Source organism: Chitinophagales bacterium (assembly GCA_020636495.1).
In the GTDB taxonomy this organism is placed as follows: Bacteria; Bacteroidota; Bacteroidia; order Chitinophagales; family Chitinophagaceae; genus UBA5543.
This window is the reverse complement of sequence record JACJXQ010000008.1, coordinates 2546973-2567938: the sequence shown is the minus strand read 5'-3', so window position 1 is coordinate 2567938 and position 20966 is coordinate 2546973. Positions and strand designations below refer to the sequence as shown.

Sequence of the window (20966 nt, the reverse complement as noted above, 5' to 3'; positions counted from 1 at the left end):
AACTGATAGTTAGTCTTTTAGTACCTGTTTTTAACAACAAGTAATAATATAAAATAATAAAAAGCAAACCCAACTATCGGAAGGATATGGCTTGTCTTTACTATAGAACTGACGTTATTTTTAGTAATAACCCTTCTAAAAAGAAAGATCATGATATCCGGAACTACCCAAAAGTTATCGCTTGTAGTTATAATTGCCTTGTTGCTTGCCATTATTCCTAATGTCTCCAAAGCATGCCACCTTGCAGCGGCAGATATGTATATAGAATATGCAGGCAAGGGGGTCAATGTGTGTAATCCTCAGCCGGATTATACTTATAGAGTCACCCTGATCACCTATTCTTATTGTAATTGTGGTTTAACAACTAGTACAACAGGAGAAAGGGTATACTATCAGTCAGCCAACGACGGAGGGCCAGCCCTCTCTCAATTATTACCTGCCGACCCGATGGATACTGTAGATCAGTTATGCCCGACATATTCGCTGATCAATCAGTGCCGGGTGCCGGGTAATGCCCAGTATCCGGGCTTTTACAGGTTGAAATATACAGGGATAATAACACTCCCTTCAGGTCAGTCGGATTGGCGGTTTTGGTGGTCTTCAAGTGCAAGGAATCCAAGCACCAACCTTGCCGGTACGGGATCTCTTTATATAGAGGCCGGCATGGATGTCCTGTCAAATTATTACAATAATACACCACGTTTCCTTTCAAACCCATTGCCATACATATGTGCCAACCAGCCATACAACTATCTTAATCTTCCGTGGGACCCTGATCCCTGGGATTCAAATAAAGTTAATGTAATAACATCTGTGCCCTTAAACGGTGCCAATAACCCGATTAATCATGCTGCGGGATATTCACCCACATCGCCGATCTCGGGTTACAGTCTGAATAACTCAACAGGTACAGCTACATTTACTCCTTCTGTTACAGGCCAATATACGCTCTCATTCAGAGCATCGGACAAAAGTAGCTATATTATCAGGGATGTTCAGATAGCTGTGTTGCCTTGTACAGCATCTCCGCCCAAAATGGATACAGTGGCTCAAAATCTTGAAAATGCCACACTGGTCCCCGTAGACCGAAAGGATGGGACCAAACGGATAGACTCAATAGTATATGCATGTCCTGGTAGTAAAATACAGTTTAATCTGAATGGCTGGACAGATGACCCTACTAATAATGTGTATATGCGATCTGACCTGTCTTTGTTCACAGGTGCTGGCTTTACGTCTTCAGGGTCAGGCTCAAGTAAAGTGACGAGTACCTTTACATGGACACCTGGTACAGGTGATTATGGCCAGCATATATTAGTTGTTACAACTGTCGACTCGTCTTGCAAGGCAAGCCAGCCAATCGTACTTACAACAAATGCTGTAATACTTATCTGGGTAGTTCCCGGTATTGATGCAGGGCCTGACCAGACAATTTGTGAGTTAAACCCACAACCGGTACAGTTATTTGTAAAAGGCTCTGACAACCTGCACCTTAAATGGTCAATGGTTGATGGTGGTCCTGTAATAGGATTTCAGGGCCCGGATATGCTGATACATAATCCTACGATACGGTATCCGCACATTGATGGAGGAGATACAATATTCAATCCCAAAACCTCTGGCTATATTGTTGCTACATCTGACCTTGTAGGCACATGTAAGGCAAGGGATACAGTTTGGGTATCGCTGGATACAACCAATACAGTGACCATTACTCCTAAGAATATAGAAGATCCTGAAAATGCTCTGGTGATCTGCCGCCCAACATATCTGCAACTGGAAGCCTTGATCAAAGGCAGGAGACCCCTGGATAATGCCCAATGTGGAATCAGTAAGATATCAACCATTTGCGACCTGCCCGGAACTAAGCCTGATACATTAGATTTCTATGGATCTCCGCTATATGGCCAGGCATTTTATGATACCGTTGGTGATGTGGCACCTACTATGTATACAACAGTGCGCTCTTCGGTAAAACAATACCTGGTAACGAAAGAAGATCTGTGGGAGTGGGGGTTGCGCTCTGCCGCTATTAATGCACTGGGTTTTGAAATGACTGGTTTCAACGGAACAAGTCATACTTATTCCAATTTCACAATATCCTTCAAGTGTACTGATACAAAAGAGTTAAGCAGGGAAAAAGGTTTTGAGAATTTTGGTATGCAAACTGTTTATACAGCTACTAATGAAACGCTTACAGATGGTGCATACATCTTTAAGTTCAAAGATGCTTATAACTGGGATACAACCAAGAACCTGATCATACAGTTGTGCTTCAGTAATACTACACCTGTAGCTTGCGATCCGGCAAATCCTGTACCGGTTATTAAATATGCTCCTACTACTTATGTATCTGGACTGTCATACAAGCCTGCGAATAATGTTACAGATTTCGTTTGTAACACGGGTAAAGACCCTGATATCATGGCTGGTAAGGCCAGACCATTGTTTAAGTTTGCCTATTGTGAGACAATGCCAAGACCTTTTGATATAAAATGGAAAGAAGGTGAGTATTTGTCTGATTCAACGATAGCTCAGCCATTGGCATATGTTAAGAAATCCGGTCGTTATATCGTTCAGACCATTGGCAGGAGTACATGTATCATGCGCGATACTCTGGAGGTATATGTACCGGAACATGATGTGAAAGTAGAGCCACTGGATACAGCTTTCTGTCTGGGAGATAAAGCGCCGTTCACTATCTATGGAGGTAAATTCTATAAGTGGTATGAATATGATGCTGCCAATGATAGTTTCCTCGCTCCGGTTAGTGTTACAGATCCAACCAAAGGGTTTACCTATATAGGACCACAAAGAAGCACTGATTACCGTATAGTTGTCTCAGATAGTGTTTGGTGTTACGATACACTTGCTGCCAGGATCAAAATACTGCCACTGCCGGATGTACGTATCCTGAATAAGGATGATACCACCATTAAGTATGGTCAGTCGTTCCAGATATTGGCAACAGGTGCCAGGTTGTATAACTGGAGCCCTGTCTCGTCACTGAACAATCCAAATATCTCTTATCCGATAGCACGTCCAACCGAGGATACTAAGTACATCGTAGGTGGTATTGCCACTAACGGTTGCAGAGCTTTTGATACACTCAATGTGATAGTCGATAAGAAAGATAACCTGTTTGTACCGAGCGCGTTCAGTCCAAACGGTGATGGAAAGAACGATATCTTCCGCGTAACGAATCTGAGTTTCCAGCGTATTATGGAGTTCAGAGTATTCAATCGCTGGGGTATAGAAGTGTTCAGTACCAACGACAGCCGCATGGGTTGGGACGGAACCTACCAGGGTAAACCACAGGACATAGGTACCTATACTTACCTGATACGGGTAGCTTACCCTGACGGTTTTGTAGAAACCTATAAGGGAGAAACAACACTGATACGGTAAAATAATATGAATGACAAAACTAAAACGGGCTCTTCAAAAAGAGCCCGTTTTAGTTGCATGATACTTGTTAGTGCCCTATTTTGTAACTGGTTATTCTTGTCAAAATGCTGTTGCTGCTCAAATCAATAGAAACAGGTACGATAAGTTATTGCCGGCATTTTAATGATATGTTATACAAAAGGATATTGGTATGCACTTTGCTGGTTATCACTGTTTTAGCAAACAGTTGTGATAGCCCTGCGGATAAAAGTGAAGTATCAGGGCCGGTAGACCTTAAATTCAATTTTTATGCTGACAGCACATACCGTTATTCAATAAAGAATAACATTGCGCTTACCCAACAGATAGATAAGGAAAATTCAATAGTCATCAACCAGAATATGACGTTGACAAGTGCTTATAAAGTAGTAGCTGTTAAACCGGGGCAAAAGACGGTTTCTGTAACCTATGAAAGAATCATGATGAGTTCAGGTAACCAGTTGTACTCTTTAGACTACGATTCGGAGAATGATAACGGAACAGACATAATGTATGAAGATCTCCGTAATCTTATAGATGAGAATTTTAAGATGACTGTGTCTGACAAAGGAGATATAATATCATCTGAACCAATAATGAAAAGCTCGATCGACGGAGTCGGGGCCTATAACTTCAGCGATAGCTCTATTCGCAAAATAATGGTGCATTCGCTACAGGTGTATCCCGGCACATCGGTACAGCCGGGGCAGATATGGGAAAAGACCTTTTCTACCTCAGTAGGTTTTGCCAATGTGCGCATCAAAAACAAATACCAGTTAGTATCTGTAAAAAATGGAATTGCACATGTTGAGTTACAAGGACGCATTACTTCTGATAATGCAGAACAGGCACAAAATAGTAGCATGGCGTTGAATGGCACTCAGAGTGGGTCTCTTGATATAGCTGTGAATAGCGGGCTGGTGCAAAATGGTAAAATTGCACAACAACTCTCCGGCAATATGGATATTACAGGAGAGACAACTCCTGTAACTATTGAATCCAATATTTACATTATGGGTACAATTAAAAATACAAATGGCTCTTTATAACCGGAAGTTATTCAGAGCCATTTGTTTTGCAACCTGTACTTAACAGATTAAGAGCAATTATTATGCCGTTTCAGCGTTACCATTCTCGTTTTTCTCCTCTTTTTCCAACTCTTCAGGCATTTTATCCGGAGCCTCAGGGTTCCATTCAATAATAAAGTTGTTTCTGCCGCTCCCTATCATCAAACCCATGTATTTCATCTGTACCAGTTCAAGCAGTGCAAGGAACGTAAATATTGCGTGAATGCGGTTTTCACATTCTGAGAATATAGTTTCAAAAGCTACGCGTGTATGCTCTTTAATATGACTTAAAAGGTATTTACGCTGGCTGTTCAGGCTGTAATTATATTTTACAACTACGTGCTGTGGCTTGTCTGTTCTATCCTTATAGCGGTTCATAACGCGCTCAAAGGCTTGCATCAACTTGTACATAGTGATGGTCTGTATCTCAGTCCCTTCACTATATTCTTCGCCAAGCGCATCCAGCTCTTTTTTGATGTTACCACGTTTCTGCTGTAGCAAGCGTTCTGCTTCCAGCACGATCATTTGTTCTGATGCTTCTTTGAATCGTTTATACTCAAGTATCTTATCTACCAGTTCCTGCCGGGGATCAATCTCATTTCCCTGCTCATCCAGTTCCTTTCGAGGCAATAGCATCTTTGCTTTAATACGCATCAGGGTAGACACAAATAGAATAAACTCGCTGGCCAGCTCAATATTCAATGACTCCAGTGTGTGTATATAGTCCAGAAAGTCTTTTGTGATAGTGTGTATCGGGATATTATAAATATCCAGCTCGTCCCGCTCTATAAAGAACAGAAGGAGATCAAAAGGCCCTTCAAACTGGTCTAATTTTATCTGGTAAGTTTCTGACATGCTGTTTTCTATTCCGGTATATTTATTCCCGTACTTTCAAATATAGTGTTTAATATCAGAATTTGTACAGGAAGCCAATACTGAACACTTGCTTGATCTGCCACCAACCAAGCTGGTTGCCCAGGTCATTCTTCTCAACAACCTGGCCTGTAGTTTTGTCAACCTCAGTACTTACATATGGTATGTCATTGTCGTAAATAAATGTACCTCCTAATGTAAGGCTGAAGTATTTAGCCAGCTTCCATGAGAACAGGTTATCCCATAGCACGTCTACGTTGCCGGGGCTGTCTTTTTTTACTACGTTACCTAAACTATCAGTATAATCCTTTGCCAGGTAGTTGGAGTACAGGTCAACCCTTACTTTATAGGTCAGGTTTTCTGTTATATTGGCTACATACCGTCCTGAAAAGTAGGCACCTAACTCATACCTTGCGGTTTTGCCATAGGCGATACCAAATGCGCCTTCCGGAGCCCTTTCTGTATATATTTTGCTGGCAACTGTCATTCTGCCCGCAACAGGAGAAATGAACAGGCTCAGGTTAGTACCTTTCCTGTATTCAATACCCGGAGCTAAAATAAAATATGCAGGAGCCAGGAATTTTGAGGTTGAGAATGTATCCCAATTATCAGCTTCATAATCATAGCCTTTTGTAAATTGTGATTTGAAGTTGAATAACGTGGTCAGGTAAAAATCTTTCCCCTCTTTTAATTGATAACCGTATTTTGATGTATAGTCGATACGGTCATCCATTTTGCGTGGCGTGAAATTGTTTGAGTATGCGTAAAACAAGCTGTAGGTCATATCCAGGTTGTTGCTCCATATATGCCTGTGGTATAGTCTGTTCAATACACCACTGAAAAGTCCGTTGACGGTAGCTGAGGCAATTTCGCCACCAGCAGCCCAATTGTGCAGGAATCCCTCGTTGATGCCCAAATTAAATGTCCCGTTATAAACCCACGCCACAGTATCAGTGTTGTTCATCGAAAGGTTAGTCCTTACTGAATCTGTTTTATCTAATTGTGCTTGTGCAGATAGTGTCAATATCGATAATGCAATAAGTAATACTCTCTTCATAATTCCTGTTATTTTGGTTTGTATTTTGATTCCATTAAAAATCTTGGTGCGTCAATTGGTTGTTCTACAAGCTCTTTCAACGATATCTCCGGGTGCTGCTGCATATAGGCTGCTACTATCTTGTAGCCTGTATATGCACCTATATTCCCTGGGCTCTCTCCAGGCATGGCTGTTGCACTAGGGCCATCCATCACATAACGTATCACCTTCTGCAGGTTGTTTTCATACAGTAGCTCCTGCTTTACAAAAAAGTCATAGACCATAGCTTCATTTTCGTTGCACCAGTTCAATTGTTCCGGCGAATAGGCCAGGCGTGTATGTTCTTGTACAAATGGTAAAACTTTACTTAAATAATACATTTCCTTACCGCTCTGTATCATCATGTCCAGCAGGGTTTTGCTGTCTACATTAAAGGGATGCGTTTCGCGGTATACAGTTCGCATTACGGCAACAGGTATATAGTCCTGAGTCAGTTGCCGTGAAAAATACTCGGGTATACCTACAGATTTATAAAACGGATAATCAGCTCCGAGGAACATATCCAGTCCAATACCTATTGTGTTGCTGCCGTAAGTAAGTGCTCCATAGTTGTTCAATCCTGACACCAGGTATATCAGATGGCGCTCTTTAAAGTCAGGGAAGTAATATTTTACATATTTAAATCCTCTCTTCAATTCATCATTTATTGGCTGCTCATTTGGATAATGGGCGAGAACACTGTCAAAAACCCCACGGTAGTCTTTATGGGTGAGAAAGGTTTTCAGCCCCTTCTCAATGGCCATACAGGTGTCTGTGAAGTTCCCGTTTATCCCAAACCCCATAAGTGTATCCAGGTAAAATCCCAGGAATTCAGGATACTTTGCCTGCAGTTGCACCAATCCCTCGCCCAAGTGGTTGGTGTCTAGTGCATACAGGTCTTTATCTAAACGTTGACTGGTTATTTCTACATTAATGTTATTCACATCAGGTGCATCTGTATTATCTCCGCAGCTCTCTGTAAAAGAGATACTCATTAGAGATATTATTATTAGTACGATGTGTCTTATTTTGTTATTTTTCATACACAAAAACTTTACATCCCGTTAAATGCTGTTATTTTTACGTGGGCAAAAATAAGATTAGTCTGTTATTTGCCTAAATATTCTTTTAAACCGGCATATTACATATAGATGAAGAAAATACTTACGATCATTATTTGCAGTATTTGTGCATACTCTGTTTCAGCACAATACACTTATGGCGAGCCTGTTGAATCTAAGAATAGGGCAAGAGGAGGCAGTGATTACAAACAAACACGAATTGGCATTTTTATCGCGCCAAACAATTCCTGGATGAAGCCGACAGCTTCAAAAAGCAATGATGGACTGTATGTGGTGAACAGCGAAGGGGCCAAGATAGGCTATACCTGGGGGCTGATGATCGATCATTTCTTTACAGAGAATTATGGTATCGCCACCGGTTTGCAACTGAATACCACAGGCGGTAAAATGAATGCACTTTATGACATCACTAAGCTGCCAACACCTGCACCGGTGAATATGGTCAAGTCTGCTAATTTTGACTATCGCCTGCAATATTTTGAAGTACCTTTTGGTTTGAAGCTTTTGAGCGATGAGTTGTCAGGGGGAGTACGGGTTTTCGGAAACATTGGAATTACTGCAGCCCTGAATATTGCAAGGAAGGGGACGTATGAGGTAGTATATACAGATACAGTCAGTGGAGTCAGTGTAGATAAGACTATTACAGGAGAAAACGAAAGGTTGCGTGGAGGTCTCAGTATTACCCCGATCTTGTTCCAGATGAACTTAGGCGCAGGTATAGAATACAGCCTTTCTCAGAAGATGAGCCTGTATATCGGCTTGTTCTTTAACAATGGCTTTGCACCCGATGTAACAAATCCTAAAGAGCTGAATATGGAATACAAAGGCTATTTCTCAGATGGGAACGTGAGATTAAATAACCTTGCGTTAAAGGTAGGTATGTTCTTCTGATAATTTGTAAAACCAATATGACAAAATTTGCCCATGCTCCTGTATGGGCTTTTTCATATAAATACTCGGCACTTTAATCGTAATTTTGCGACACATATGAAGATATTTCTCGCACAACAAAACTACCACATAGGCAATTTTGAGGCTAATACAGCTAAAATATCTGATGCTATCAGGCAGTCTAAGGAACAGGGTGGAGACCTGGTAGTCTTCTCCGAACTGGCTGTGTGTGGTTATCCCCCTAGAGACTTTTTAGAGTTCAACGATTTTGTGCAGCAAAGTATTAATGCAATAGAAACCATTGCAGGCGAAGCACAGGGTATAGGAGTGATAGTAGGAGGCCCAAGCAGGAACCCTGTTGTAGAAGGTAAAGACCTTTTTAACAGCGCATATCTGTTATATGATGGAAAAATACAGGCCGTAGTTAATAAAACCTTATTGCCTACCTATGATATATTTGACGAGTACAGGTACTTTGAGCCTGGAAATGAGTGGAATGTGCATGAGTTCATGGGTAAAAAGCTGGCCATAACCATATGCGAGGATATCTGGAACCTTGGCGATAACCCGCTGTACAGGATATGTCCTATGGATAAACTTATTGAACAAAGACCTGATGTTATCATAAATATCAGCGCCTCTCCATTCGACTATGCACAGGCACAAGAGCGTTTGGGGATAGTGAAACAGAATGTGTCAAAATATAAGGTGCCTATGGTATACTGCAATACCGTTGGTTCACAGACCGAGATCGTATTTGATGGAGGCTCTGTAGTAATGGATGCCGGGGAGAATCTTGTTGCAGAGCTGCCATATTTTCAGGAGGCACTTGTGGCGGTAGACCTTAAGGATGATAACACTTTTGCACAACCGGTTATCAAGGAAGCGGTAGATATACCCTACGTAGACCCTATGCCTAAACAGTTAGCCCCTACTCTTGATATTGACGAAATATATGATGCTCTTATTATGGGGATCAGGGATTACTTTGGCAAAATGGGTTTTACAAAAGCTACTGTTGCCTCTTCAGGTGGTATTGATAGTGCTGTTACGTTGGTGCTTGCTTGCCACGCCCTTGGCAGTGAGAATGTAGATGCATTACTCATGCCGTCTGAGTTTTCTACAGGGCATTCAGTAGACGATGCTGTTAGGTTATCTGAAAATTTAAATAACCCATATAATACATTGTCTATCAAGGATATATTTTACGAGTTTAGAAAAGCACTTACCCCTGTTTTTAAAGATTTGCCATTTAATATTGCAGAAGAAAATTTGCAATCCCGTATTCGTGGCGCTCTTGTCATGGCAATGTCTAACAAGTTCGGAACCATACTGTTAAACACGTCTAATAAAAGTGAATTATCGACAGGGTATGGTACCTTATATGGAGATATGGCAGGAGGGCTGGGTATCTTGGGTGATTTGTACAAAATGCAGGTATATGCACTCGCCAGGTACATCAACCGTGATAAGGAAATAATACCTGTACACATATTAGAAAAGGCTCCATCCGCTGAATTGAGGCCCGACCAGAAGGATAGCGACAGCTTACCGGAATATGATGTATTAGACCCGATATTATATCAATATATAGAACGTAGGCAAGGGCCCAAAGAGATCATAGCAATGGGTTATGACCCTGAATTAGTTGCTCGTATATTAAGGATGGTGAATGTGAATGAATATAAGAGGAACCAATTTTGTCCGATAATCAGGGTGTCACCTAAAGCATTTGGAGTAGGACGCAGGGTGCCGATAGTGGGTAAATACCTGTCATAAGGTCAGCGAAGATATACGCTGGCGGTTGCCTTGTCGTAGCCTAATATACCTTCGTCAATAAGTTTCCTGACTGACGACATCAGCTCGTCTTTGTCAATTAGGTGCAGCGTCCTGCACAGTTCTGCTATTCTTACAGGCCCCAATCCTCCGTATGAAGACACGCTTCGAATTATGTGTTGTTGAATGGTTTGTTCTGCTGTAAACGTGCCCCTCATTGTATGGCAAACATCACAATGTCCGCAGTTCTTAATCCGTTCCTCACCAAAATACCTCAGCATGTCTATTGTCCTGCAAACGGTCTTGTTGCTGGTAAAATGTATCATGGCGTTAGTTCGTGCTTTGTGTACATTTTTAAGTGCATTTATTCTTTCGGTGTTAATTATAAGATTTTGACTTTCAACGCGATAATGATGAAAGAATAGTTGCGGGCCATCCTTGGGCCGGTTGTACTGAATGAGCTCCATCTTATCCAGTTGTTGTAGCAATTGTATTACAAGCTGTGGTTTAATGCGCAGGTGTTTGGCTATCACTTTATGGTTGATGACAGTAGGATGGTAGAACAATGATCCATACAAACGCAACATAGTAGTAATGACCATATGCAGGTCAGGGTATACCTTACCGATATGGTCAAGCTCCTGCCTGTCGGCCATTATTTGTACTGTTGCCGGTTTTAGTACTGATTCGGTTAAGGTCCATAAGCCCTCCTGTTCCAATAGTTTTAAGGCGCATGCGGTAGTTGTCAGTGAAAGCTTGAATTTTGTACAAAAATCCTGCAGGTCAAAATTATAATAACGATAAGGTTCTGTTCCGGTTGGTATCTGCAGGTATTCTGCAACAGATTGGTACACTTTTCTGATGAATTCAAAAGGTGGGAATTGAGTTTCGGTAGATTCTTCTAACCTGTTGATATCTTGTTGATTATAAAACATGACTGAATATGCGCGTTTGCCATCTCTGCCAGCCCTGCCTGACTCCTGGTAATAGGCTTCCAGGTGCTCGGGCACGTCATAGTGCAATACCGATTGAACGTCCGGTTTATCTATTCCCATACCAAAAGCTATGGTGGCTACCATTACAGGCACCCGGTTGCTCATCCAAAGTTGCCGGTTTTCTGTACGTGCATCATTGGTCATGCCGGCATGGTAGGGCAGTGCATCTATTCCCATGCTCTGCAGTTGTCTGCTCAGCAGTTCTGTTTTCTTTCTGCTGCGGCAGTATATAATACAGCTTCCTGTATGTTTTTGCAGGTGTTCTGCTATGTCGTTATTCTTTTGCTCGCTGTATTGTACTGTATAATTAAGGTTAGCTCTTTCAAAGCTTTGCCTGAATACATTAGTCTGCTTCATTTGCAATTGTTGCAGCAGGTCCTCTACCACTTCTAAGGTGGCGGAAGCAGTGACAGCGAGTACAGGCAAATGTTTGAATACTTCTCTGAGAGTAGCAACTTTGAGGTAATCAGGCCTGAAATCGTGACCCCATTGTGAAACACAGTGTGCTTCATCAACGGCTATGAGCCGCAGGTTCATAGCAGGAAGGTATTCGTTGAAAAGGTCTGTTTGAATCCTTTCCGGAGAGATATACAATAGCTTGTATCCACCCTCTACAGTATTATTGAGTATTCTGTGTACATCTTGCCTGCTCATACCGGCGCTGATGTGTGCTGCGGAAATGCCCTGTTCCTTCAATCGTTCTACCTGCTCTTGCATCAGGGCTATGAGCGGTGTTATCACCAGGGTTATGCCGTTGTGTATTAATGAAGGCAACTGGTAGCAAATAGATTTGCCACCACCGGTTGGCAGTAAAGCAAGAGTATCTTCTCCTTGTAATACCGAGTTGATAATTTCTTTCTGCAATGGCCTGAAGTGGTCATAGCCCCAGTATTGTTTTAATATATCTTCCGGGTTGGGCAAATTATTGTTGATCTGCAAATATTGGTTTCAGTGCATTCGACCAGAGGTCTTTCTTTGCTTGAGGTTGTTGTTCCAACTCCTGTAAAGATAAGGTAGGTATCCATTTCGCCCCGTCAAAATGATTGATACTGTTGAGACGGAATAAAGCTGACACCCCTAGCTGGTTTGGGTGAACACCAAATAACAAGACATTTTCAGGTTGTATGGTGTTTTTTATTTGGTGCCATGCCACTTGCTTACCTGTTGCTACCTGAATGATATTATATTGTTCTGCAGTAAGTTTACAAGCATTGATTATTTTGTTTAATTGTGCCTGTTCTGCTGAATTTTCATTGTGTTGGGTTGTTACGATAAGCACTTTCCGTGGTGACATATCCGGCATAGCAATGTGATCGTTTTGCCAGAATATATCTATTTCAGTATCAATAATTTCAGTATTTAATATCCTCGGGAAATCAGTCATATCAAGTGTTTCAGCCTATCGTCATACAATTTTAGCAAATCTATTCCATTTTTTTTCGTTTCTTTGTAATCCTTTTCGAATTATTCGCTCTTTAAAATTTTTGCACATGAATGTATCCACATTTAATATAAATGTAAACAAAACCGAATTGAGCAGGCTCCACCAATTGAACCAGGATAATATTGAGTTCGGAAGACTGTATTCGGACCATATGCTGGTGGCTGACTATGAGAATGGTGAGTGGAAACAGCCACAGATAATACCATATGGTAATCTGAGCATGAGCCCTGCGACTTCTTTCATACACTACGGGCAGGCAATTTTCGAAGGTATAAAAGCATACAAAGACCCTGAAGGTAATCCGATAATATTCAGGCCGCATGATAACTGGAAACGTTTCAACCGTTCTGCTGAACGTTTGGGCATGCCCTATGTGCCAGAAGATATTTTTATGGAGGGTCTGAGGGAGCTTATTGAACTGGACAGGGATTGGGTTCCGGGTACTGAAGGTACTTCTCTTTATATACGTCCTTTTATGATGGCGATGGATGAGTTTATCGGTATCAAACCTACCACGAGGTTCAGGTTTATGATCATCTCCAGCCCGGCAGGTCCCTACTATGCTAAGCCTGTGTCCATATATGTTGACGAAACTTATGTAAGAGCTTTCCCCGGTGGAATAGGTTATACTAAAGCGGCAGGTAACTACGGTGCCAGTATGTACCCCATGACTGAAGTACGCAAGAAAGGTTTCGACCAGATATTGTGGATGGACGGAATAGAGCACAAGTATGTACAGGAGATAGGTACTATGAACGTGTTTTTTGTAATAGGTGATAAAGTAGTGACACCTGACCTGAGCGAGACCATATTGGAGGGTGTTACGCGTGATAGTGTTATCTCTATACTCAGAGAGAATGGGTATGAGGTAGAAGAGCGTCCTTTGCATATAGATGAGATTATTGAGGCCCACCGTTCCGGTAAGTTACTTGAAGCATTTGGAACAGGTACAGCGGCATCTGTTGCGCCAATATCGGACCTTACCTATATGGGGGTAAGAATGGAACTACCGGAACAATCAACATGGAAATTAGCACCATGGATCAAGGAAGAGCTTAATGACATCCGCTATGGTCGAAAGCCTGATACTCGTGGATGGGTATACCGGTTGTCGTAACTTGAAATACGTAACTAATAATAATCAATTTAAATGCCCTGCTGTGCAGGGCATTTTTTATTACGATTGATAACCATTGATTAACACAAATTGCGTATATGTTTTTTTAATTTGGCATTTGTGATGATAGCTATCAATCATATATAAATGAAATCGCTAAGTCTCCTCATATCACTATTTGTTTTGTCTGTTGTAGCATGCGGCGCAGACAACAGTACACATTATGTATTTTTTCTGCATAACAAGATACTTGAGGATATGCCGGATAGCGCATTCAATCAGCAATACGGTAGCTACGAATATGATGCAATAAAAGCTGCCTTTCAAGATCGTGGATATGTGTTGTATTCAGAGGAACGCCCATATGGTACTGACCCTGATCATTACTCATGGCTGGTGGCCAGGCAGGTGGATAGCTTATTGAAGGAAGGCATATCTCCGGAAAGTATCAGTGTTGTTGGCACCGGCAAAGGTGCCTTGATTACCATGCTCACCTCGGCTCATATCAGGAACGACCAAGTGAGGTATGTTGTGCTGAGCGGATGCAACGAACTGGTAGCGCATTACTTCAATATCGATCTTTATGGTACAGTTTTATCAATAAGAGAAAAGACAGACTATGTGTGGGTAAGCTGTGATGCGATAAAAGACGCCTCAAAAGGTGTTTACCGGTACGAAGAAGTAGAACTGAATACCGGCCTGCAAAATGGTTACCTGTATAAACCTATGAATGAATGGCTCTCCCTTGTATATGATTGGGTTGAAATGTAAACTAGTTCTTTGCCGTTCCTTTATTTATTGATATTTTTCCGCAAATATTTACAATATGGAATTTGGCAGGAGCGTACTGCTATTGTTAACCGCGTTGCTATTGAGTCACAGCGTGTATGCCCAGTATACCGAAGATGACGGTGGAATAGAAACCAAGAACGGACATTTGCGATACCTGTGTATTGGTGCAGGTGCCACCTACCAGGTGATGAACGACCCGTCTATATCTCCCATCTGGTACAGCAGGGTAGGAGTACAGCCAATGATAGGTAATATCAAGGTGAACCAGACATCGTATAGTGAAGTGTCTATGCGTGCATCCAGCATGAACCTGACGCATAATGTAGACAAGCCACTGAAGCCTAAGGTAAAGACCCAACGTGCATTGGTAGACTATCGTTACCTGGTGAAGCTGCCAACTGAAATGATGTATTATGACTTCAGGGTGGGGGCTATACTGTCCGGGTATTTTGGTTACAAAAATGCACCGATACTGGAAGACGCCGCAAAAGTATATGAATACGCCGCCAGCCTGGGGCTCTGTGGCAAGATAACCAAAGAAGTTACCGTTCGTGGCAAAACCTCCTTCCTGACATGGGATCTGGCAATACCCTTGCTGGCTAATACATCGCGTCCGTATTACCTGAACAGGCAGGAACTCGCCGACCCCGAAAACAATGTGATAGGCGACTTTTTCAGGAATAACGGAACGGGGTCTTTCGGCCGCTATTTCAGGGTGAACAGCAGGGCTGGGCTGATATACAGGCTGGACAACGGTAATGCCGTGCAGATATCCTACCAATGGGACTATACCCGCTTTAAGACCTTTAACAAAGCTTACTTCGCTGAGCATATTGTATCAGTAATATTCATGTTTAATTACTAACCGGACCAAGTGCAGATATGAAGAGAATAATCGTTTTTTTATCGCTGATCATAATGCTTACATCCTGTGAGCGCCTTTTGATGCCCGACCCTACCCCGAAATCGAATATTGCAGTATTTGAGAACCTATGGAAAACACTGGACGAAGGCTATGTGTATTTCGAGTATAAAGACATAGACTGGGATACGATACACAGGGAGTATCTTAAGAAGATATATGATACCATGGAGACCCGTGCCTTTTATGATACCTGTGTTAAAATGCTGAAATTACTGCACGACCCCTCTGTTAGTATGAAGACAGAGTTTGCTGAGTTCTACTTCATCGACACGACCTATTACAATGCAAACTTCAACCGTAAGCTGCTGGAGCGGTTCTACTGGAAGGACCACGAAAAGACCGGGCCGTTTATACATACCATTATCGACTCGATAGGGTACGTGTATTACGAGAGCTTTAACGATGAAGTTAAAGACGCACAACTGGATATCATCATAGAGAAGCTGCGGCTGAACAACGACAGTATAAAAGGCGTGGTGTTTGATATACGTAATAACCGGGGCGGAGACATCAGGAATGCATTCACCCTGCTGAAGAGGATGGGCATTGATACCAACTATACCATCACCGCCCAACTGTGGAAAGCCTATTATAAGCAGGGTCCGGAGCATGATGAGTTTGCGGATGCACAAACCAGCTATCTTGAACAAAGTGATAAAACCAAGTTCCCCAAACAATTCATCTTGCTGACCAACAGGGGCACATTGGGTTCAGCAGCATTGTTTGCCACCGGTGCGCAGGGCTATCCCAATGTCAAAGTATATGGCGATACCACGGGTGGCCAGGCAGGTATGATAGTAGGGGCTGAACTGTCCAACGGCTGGCAGATCACCTTCCCGGGTTCATACTACACCACCGATGATGACCGCAATATAGAAGAGGGGGTTCCGCCAACACTGAGGGTAGATATGGACCCTAACGACAAGACCCACGATGCTATACTGGACGCGGCATTAAATGCTATCAAGAACCCTTAACATCTCAATCACAAAAAAAAGATTAGGATTATTTTGTAAATTTCTATAATAAAGTACATTTACATATACCTAATTTTTTTTGTATGAAACTCAGATTACTTATTGCAACTGCTGCCCTGCTTTCCTTCGCTTCCTGCTCAAAAGACGGTGTTGAAGGTAATAATTGTCAAACCTGTAGCGAAATGAGGATCGTTGTGACGCTGAAACATCACGACGATGTTATTAATACAGGTAAGGTTTATCTTAAGAGAGACGCAACCAACATGCCTGATAGCTACGATGCATCTGCCGAAGTGGTGATGACGGACGAGGGCCCGATGGCTTTGTTCCTGAATCAGCGACCAGGCAAATTTTATATCTATGCTGATGGTTATGATACCAGTATCAACAAAGACGTTGCCGGAGGTGTACCGGTGAATATTACTTCAGACTTCATGTTTAAATACTACAGAATGATAGTACCTGTTACTGAAAAGTAAGAACAGGCTATTTCGATATTCATCCCGTCGCCCGACAGCGACGGGATTTTTTTATGTATTATGCAAAAGTATATAGTGAATATCAACCCCTGCAAAATGTGTTTTTTTGTATCGTTTTGTATCGAAAAGTATCTTTTTTAGGGTAGGGTACTCTGAATATTAAATGCTTGTAGATAATATAGATATATAACTTGTCTTGCTGTCATGTCGGTGAAATGGTTAATATGTCAAAGAACTTCTGAAATATACTTATAATTGACCATGTTAGTATATGTGTAAATATACGTAAAAAATATGTAATTATGACACTTATAAATTACAGATGCCTGATTTGTTTTATTATTAGCTAAATTGCTTATGTAATGAAGTCGTTATTCTCCGTTATTGCAATATTGTTATTAAGCTTGCAGGTATGCACAGCTACGCAATTGAAAAGCGTGAAAGTGCTTAATGCCAATAATGATAGTATAACTCTTGAGGTTGTAGCTTCATTTTCATTTGGTTCGGGTTCGTTTTGTCCGGTCATTCATGACACAACCAGCACCATAAATGGTAATGTATTGAACTTCTCTGTCTACTATGATATTTCAGAAGCATTTCCTGCTAATCATTGTATTAAGACAGATACATTGACCCTGGAAAAGATACCTCAAAATATTAAAGAGATCAGGATAAGTATGTATGGGTTGTTTATCTACCAGCCTCCTCCCCAGGTAGATACCTATTATTATGCTCCAGACTGGTCAATATTCCTGCCACTAAGTGTAGATGGTAATGAACAAAGTTTACCGGACACACATATTTACCCTAATCCCAATAACGGGAGGTTTGTTATTGAAAACTCATTCACAGGCCAGACAGGAGCCGTAAAGCTTGATATTGTTAATGCTATGGGACAGGTGGTATATAGTGAAAGTGTAATGCCGGCGAACAATTATCTGAAAAAGACAATCGATCTCGCAGAGAGCCCGCCGGGTATCTATACACTGAGACTGCATCGCACGGAAGGTGTGCAGGTAAAAAGGTTTGTCATCAGCAGGTAGTGTTATTTCAAATCCAGCAGGGCAACATTTTCTATATGATGTGTATGCGGGAACATATCAACCGGCTGCAGGCGGGTGATGTTATAGTCCTCGCAGAGTAGTGCCAGGTCCCGTGCCTGTGTGGCGGGGTTGCAACTTACATATACAATTTTCGGGGCACGCATCTTCAGCAGTTGTTGCACCAGCTTTTCGTGCATACCTGCACGTGGAGGATCGGTAATGATAACGTCGGGCCTGCCATGCTCCGCAAAGAATTCATCGGTACATATAGCGGCTACATCGCCGGCATAAAAGTCGCAGTGTTCAATATTATTAAGCGAAGCATTCTTTTTGGCATCTACTATGGCATCTTCTATCAGCTCGATACCGATCACCCGTTTTGCGCCTGCTGAGCAGAATATACCAATACTACCCGTGCCGCAATACAGATCATACAATACTTCGTTGCCGGTAAGTCCTGCAAACTCGCGGGTGACACGATATAGTTCTTCGGCCTGGTAGGTGTTGGTCTGGAAGAAGGATTTGGGAGATATCATAAAACGGAAATCCTCCAGTGTTTCTTCAATATAGCCTTTGCCGGAGTACAACTGTACATCCTGGTCGTGGATACTATCGTTCACCTTACCATTGATGGTATAGTGCAATGAAGTGATACCCGGTACATTTTGCAGAATATGTTCCAGTATGGCTTCGCGTTCTTTTTTATTCTCTTTTTTTACGATGAGGTTCACCAGCACCTCGCCGGTACGTGCTACACGTATCATGATATTGCGTAGCCAGCCGGTATGTGCTTTGTGGTCATAATAAGGCAAGTTTCGTTCAGTAGTGTATTCGCGCAATACTTTCAGCAAGGTATTAGTGGGTTCGTCCTGCAGGTAGCAATGCTCTATGGGCACCACTTTGTCGAAAAAGCCCGGGGCGTGAAAACCCAGTGCTGGTTCCGGTTGCAGCACTTCACCTTCTGCGGTTGCCAGTTCCTCTGTAGTACGGTAGCGGTGTGTGCAGAAGGTAAATTCCAGTTTGTTGCGGTAATGCTGTTGACGCGGGCTGCCCAGTATAGGCTGTATATCCGGCAGTGTTACATGACCAATGCGTTTCAACTGATCTGCAACCTGTTGTTGTTTGTATTTCAGTTGCAATTCGTATGGCAACATCTGCCATTTGCACCCCCCGCAAATACCAAAGTGTTCACAAAACGGTTCAACTCGGGTAGGCGAGGGGGTAGTAACCTCGGTAACCTTACCTTCGGCATAGCTTTTCTTGTTCTTCAGCACGCGTGCGGTCACTACATCGCCGGGTATGGCATTGGGCAGAAACAGTACTTTACCGTCTTCCAGGTGTGCAATACTTTTGCCTTCTGCCGCATACGATTCAATTGTAATATTATAAACCAGTGGTTTATTCTTTTTTCTCGCCAAAACCTGTTAGAATTTCGTTAAACAAGGGCAAAGCTACAACGCTTTGTCTATTATACCCCGTCAGGATTTATAAATTTACAGTCATATAGTAATGGCTAATATTAATTATTTAACCATTTTCTAAAAACAGCTACCTTCACGGGCCAAATTATGAGACAAATTCTACTTGCACTGTTCGTACTATCCTTTAGTTATTCAAACCTATTTGCGCAGGATGGCTACACGATAAAACTGAAAGTTACTGACCAGGCCGATAAAAAAGTGTTTTTAGCACACTATTACGGCAAGCCGTTACCCACTATTTACAAGGTTGACTCTGCGACATTGGACAAGAAAGGCAATGCCGTCATTCAAAGTACTGATAAGATCATAGGCGGGTTGTACCTGATCATACTGGATGACAACGCACATTATTTTGAATTTCTGCTGGATAACGGGCAGAAGATGGACATTACCGCCAGCGTAGCGAAAATGCCTATGGACGTAACATTTAAGAACAGTCCGGAGAATGACCGCTTTTTTAAATATGTCACTTTTCTGAGTGAAGTCAGCTCCAGGCATCAGCAATTGACAGCTGATATGGCAAAGGCAAAAACAAAACAAGACTCAGCAGCCATACAAGAGAAGTTCAGGGCTATGTCGGTGGATGTGACCCAATTCAGGAAAGATTATATCAAACAACATCCTAATACGCTGTTGTCAAATATCTTCCTGGCACTGGAAGTGCCTGAAGTGCCGACAGTAAAAAAGCAGGATGGTACTGTTGACAGGGAAGCACAGTATAAGCAGTATAAAGAGCATTACTGGGATAACTTTGATTTTAGTGATGAACGCCTGGTGTATACACCTTTACTGGAGGGCAAACTGGAAGAATATTTCACAAAACTGGTACCGGGCATACCTGATACTTTTAATAAAGAGGCGGATATAGTAGTAAAGAAATCACGTGCATCGAAAGAGATGTTTAAATTCGTAGTGCACTGGCTGACCAACTACGCACAGGAAAGCAACCTGATGGGCATGGATGCAGTGTTTGTGCACATGGTGGAGAGCTACTACATGAAAGGGGATGCCTACTGGCTGAATCCCGGAACTTTGCAAAAATACATAGACCGCGCACGTAGTATAGCACCTAACGTTATTGGTAACCTGGCACCTGAACTCAAGGTGAAGAAGATGGATAATGCTGATTTTTCGCTGAACGGGCTGGATGCTAAATATACCTTACTGGTGTTCTGGTCGCCCGATTGTGGCCACTGCCAGGAGGAGATACCTCGTATAGACTCTATGATACAAGCGGAAGGCCTGCTTAAGAAAGGTATGAAAGTGGTAGGCTTCAACGTAGATAAGGATACAGCAAAATGGCATAGGTTGGTGAAGAATGACCACCTGGACAATTGGATACATGTATATGATCCGGAGGGCACATCCAAATACAGGTCGCAATATGATGTGTATGGAACGCCTAGTGTATATTTGCTGGACGAAAAAAAGATAATCAGGGGTAAAAAGCTGGATCATACCAATATTCCTGTTGTGGTGAGTATACTGGAAGAAGAAGCAAAAGGAGCTTCAAAAAAATAAGA

The 20966-nt window shown here is 42.2% G+C and carries 17 protein-coding genes; 11 read left to right on the top strand and 6 right to left on the bottom strand.

Features of this window, described 5'->3' with window-relative positions; all coding sequences use genetic code 11:
* Positions 1-150 precede the first annotated feature (150 nt).
* Both H6550_11355 and H6550_11350 read left to right on the top strand, forming a co-directional pair.
* Positions 151-3408, top strand: coding sequence for a gliding motility-associated C-terminal domain-containing protein (locus H6550_11355; GenBank protein MCB9046718.1), 3258 nt, complete (start codon positions 151-153; stop codon positions 3406-3408).
* A 167-nt stretch (positions 3409-3575) separates the two neighbouring features.
* A complete protein-coding gene (locus H6550_11350) occupies positions 3576-4475 on the top strand; it encodes a hypothetical protein (protein ID MCB9046717.1) in 900 nt (299 codons plus the stop codon).
* Positions 4476-4535: 60 nt separating this feature from the next.
* Here the strand turns inward: H6550_11350 and H6550_11345 are convergent, their stop codons facing one another.
* Genes H6550_11345 through H6550_11335 form a run of 3 tightly spaced genes read right to left on the bottom strand, consistent with a single transcriptional unit; the run spans position 4536 to position 7436 of the window.
* Positions 4536-5348: a segregation/condensation protein A gene (locus H6550_11345; GenBank protein ID MCB9046716.1), complete on the bottom strand. Its 813-nt coding sequence runs from the start codon at positions 5346-5348 to the stop codon at positions 4536-4538.
* Positions 5349-5403: 55 nt separating this feature from the next.
* On the bottom strand, positions 5404-6423 hold the full coding sequence (locus tag H6550_11340) for a DUF3078 domain-containing protein (protein ID MCB9046715.1): 1020 nt from the start codon (positions 6421-6423) through the stop codon (positions 5404-5406).
* 8 nt (positions 6424-6431) lie between these two features.
* Positions 6432-7436 carry a hypothetical protein gene (locus H6550_11335; protein MCB9046714.1) on the bottom strand — a complete coding sequence of 335 codons (1005 nt, stop codon included), beginning with the start codon at positions 7434-7436 and terminating at the stop codon, positions 6432-6434.
* Positions 7437-7592: 156 nt separating this feature from the next.
* Between H6550_11335 and H6550_11330 the strand changes: the two genes are divergently transcribed.
* Complete coding sequence (locus H6550_11330; protein ID MCB9046713.1) at positions 7593-8414, top strand: PorT family protein; 822 nt, start codon at positions 7593-7595, stop codon at positions 8412-8414.
* A gap of 96 nt (positions 8415-8510) precedes the next feature.
* The gene (locus H6550_11325) at positions 8511-10193 is read left to right on the top strand and encodes an NAD+ synthase (protein MCB9046712.1); all 1683 of its coding nucleotides are present in this window, start codon (positions 8511-8513) and stop codon (positions 10191-10193) included.
* Positions 10194-10195: 2 nt separating this feature from the next.
* Here the strand turns inward: H6550_11325 and H6550_11320 are convergent, their stop codons facing one another.
* Both H6550_11320 and H6550_11315 read right to left on the bottom strand, forming a co-directional pair.
* Positions 10196-12124, bottom strand: coding sequence for a RecQ family ATP-dependent DNA helicase (locus H6550_11320; GenBank protein MCB9046711.1), 1929 nt, complete (start codon positions 12122-12124; stop codon positions 10196-10198).
* Positions 12108-12569 carry a DNA polymerase III subunit psi gene (locus H6550_11315; protein ID MCB9046710.1) on the bottom strand — a complete coding sequence of 154 codons (462 nt, stop codon included), beginning with the start codon at positions 12567-12569 and terminating at the stop codon, positions 12108-12110. Before H6550_11315 ends, H6550_11320 begins: the two co-directional genes overlap by 17 nt.
* A 106-nt stretch (positions 12570-12675) precedes the next feature.
* Here H6550_11315 and H6550_11310 point away from each other — a divergent pair, with 106 nt between their 5' ends.
* From H6550_11310 to H6550_11285, 6 genes are all read left to right on the top strand, one after another.
* Positions 12676-13746: a branched-chain amino acid aminotransferase gene (locus tag H6550_11310; GenBank protein MCB9046709.1), complete on the top strand. Its 1071-nt coding sequence runs from the start codon at positions 12676-12678 to the stop codon at positions 13744-13746.
* Between the two features lie 147 nt (positions 13747-13893).
* The gene (locus tag H6550_11305; GenBank protein MCB9046708.1) at positions 13894-14517 is read left to right on the top strand and encodes a hypothetical protein; all 624 of its coding nucleotides are present in this window, start codon (positions 13894-13896) and stop codon (positions 14515-14517) included.
* A gap of 55 nt (positions 14518-14572) precedes the next feature.
* Positions 14573-15403, top strand: a complete 831-nt coding sequence (locus H6550_11300) for a hypothetical protein (protein ID MCB9046707.1) — start codon at positions 14573-14575, stop codon at positions 15401-15403.
* A gap of 17 nt (positions 15404-15420) precedes the next feature.
* Positions 15421-16440 carry a S41 family peptidase gene (locus H6550_11295; protein MCB9046706.1) on the top strand — a complete coding sequence of 340 codons (1020 nt, stop codon included), beginning with the start codon at positions 15421-15423 and terminating at the stop codon, positions 16438-16440.
* An 83-nt stretch (positions 16441-16523) separates the two neighbouring features.
* On the top strand, positions 16524-16919 hold the full coding sequence (locus H6550_11290) for a hypothetical protein (GenBank protein ID MCB9046705.1): 396 nt from the start codon (positions 16524-16526) through the stop codon (positions 16917-16919).
* 362 nt (positions 16920-17281) lie between these two features.
* Complete coding sequence (locus H6550_11285; protein MCB9046704.1) at positions 17282-17962, top strand: T9SS type A sorting domain-containing protein; 681 nt, start codon at positions 17282-17284, stop codon at positions 17960-17962.
* A gap of 2 nt (positions 17963-17964) precedes the next feature.
* Here the strand turns inward: H6550_11285 and rlmD are convergent, their stop codons facing one another.
* Positions 17965-19380 (bottom strand): 23S rRNA (uracil(1939)-C(5))-methyltransferase RlmD, encoded by a 1416-nt coding sequence (gene rlmD / locus H6550_11280; protein ID MCB9046703.1) that lies wholly within the window; start codon positions 19378-19380, stop codon positions 17965-17967.
* 150 nt (positions 19381-19530) lie between these two features.
* Between rlmD and H6550_11275 the strand changes: the two genes are divergently transcribed.
* Complete coding sequence (locus tag H6550_11275; protein MCB9046702.1) at positions 19531-20964, top strand: DUF5106 domain-containing protein; 1434 nt, start codon at positions 19531-19533, stop codon at positions 20962-20964.
* Positions 20965-20966 lie beyond the last annotated feature (2 nt).

Bases quoted from the DNA above. Each gene is read 5' to 3' on its own strand.
- H6550_11330 (MCB9046713.1), top strand. From the start codon at position 7,593: ATGAAGAAAATACTTACGATCATTATTTGCAGTATTTGTGCATACTCT.
- H6550_11325 (MCB9046712.1), top strand. From the start codon at position 8,511: ATGAAGATATTTCTCGCACAACAAAACTACCACATAGGCAATTTTGAG.
- H6550_11350 (MCB9046717.1), top strand. From the start codon at position 3,576: ATGTTATACAAAAGGATATTGGTATGCACTTTGCTGGTTATCACTGTT.
- H6550_11315 (MCB9046710.1), bottom strand. From the start codon at position 12,569: ATGACTGATTTCCCGAGGATATTAAATACTGAAATTATTGATACTGAA.
- H6550_11290 (MCB9046705.1), top strand. From the start codon at position 16,524: ATGAAACTCAGATTACTTATTGCAACTGCTGCCCTGCTTTCCTTCGCT.
- H6550_11340 (MCB9046715.1), bottom strand. From the start codon at position 6,423: ATGAAGAGAGTATTACTTATTGCATTATCGATATTGACACTATCTGCA.
- H6550_11335 (MCB9046714.1), bottom strand. From the start codon at position 7,436: ATGAGTATCTCTTTTACAGAGAGCTGCGGAGATAATACAGATGCACCT.
- H6550_11310 (MCB9046709.1), top strand. From the start codon at position 12,676: ATGAATGTATCCACATTTAATATAAATGTAAACAAAACCGAATTGAGC.
- H6550_11305 (MCB9046708.1), top strand. From the start codon at position 13,894: ATGAAATCGCTAAGTCTCCTCATATCACTATTTGTTTTGTCTGTTGTA.
- H6550_11300 (MCB9046707.1), top strand. From the start codon at position 14,573: ATGGAATTTGGCAGGAGCGTACTGCTATTGTTAACCGCGTTGCTATTG.
- H6550_11275 (MCB9046702.1), top strand. From the start codon at position 19,531: ATGAGACAAATTCTACTTGCACTGTTCGTACTATCCTTTAGTTATTCA.
- H6550_11345 (MCB9046716.1), bottom strand. From the start codon at position 5,348: ATGTCAGAAACTTACCAGATAAAATTAGACCAGTTTGAAGGGCCTTTT.
- H6550_11285 (MCB9046704.1), top strand. From the start codon at position 17,282: ATGAAGTCGTTATTCTCCGTTATTGCAATATTGTTATTAAGCTTGCAG.
- H6550_11295 (MCB9046706.1), top strand. From the start codon at position 15,421: ATGAAGAGAATAATCGTTTTTTTATCGCTGATCATAATGCTTACATCC.
- H6550_11355 (MCB9046718.1), top strand. From the start codon at position 151: ATGATATCCGGAACTACCCAAAAGTTATCGCTTGTAGTTATAATTGCC.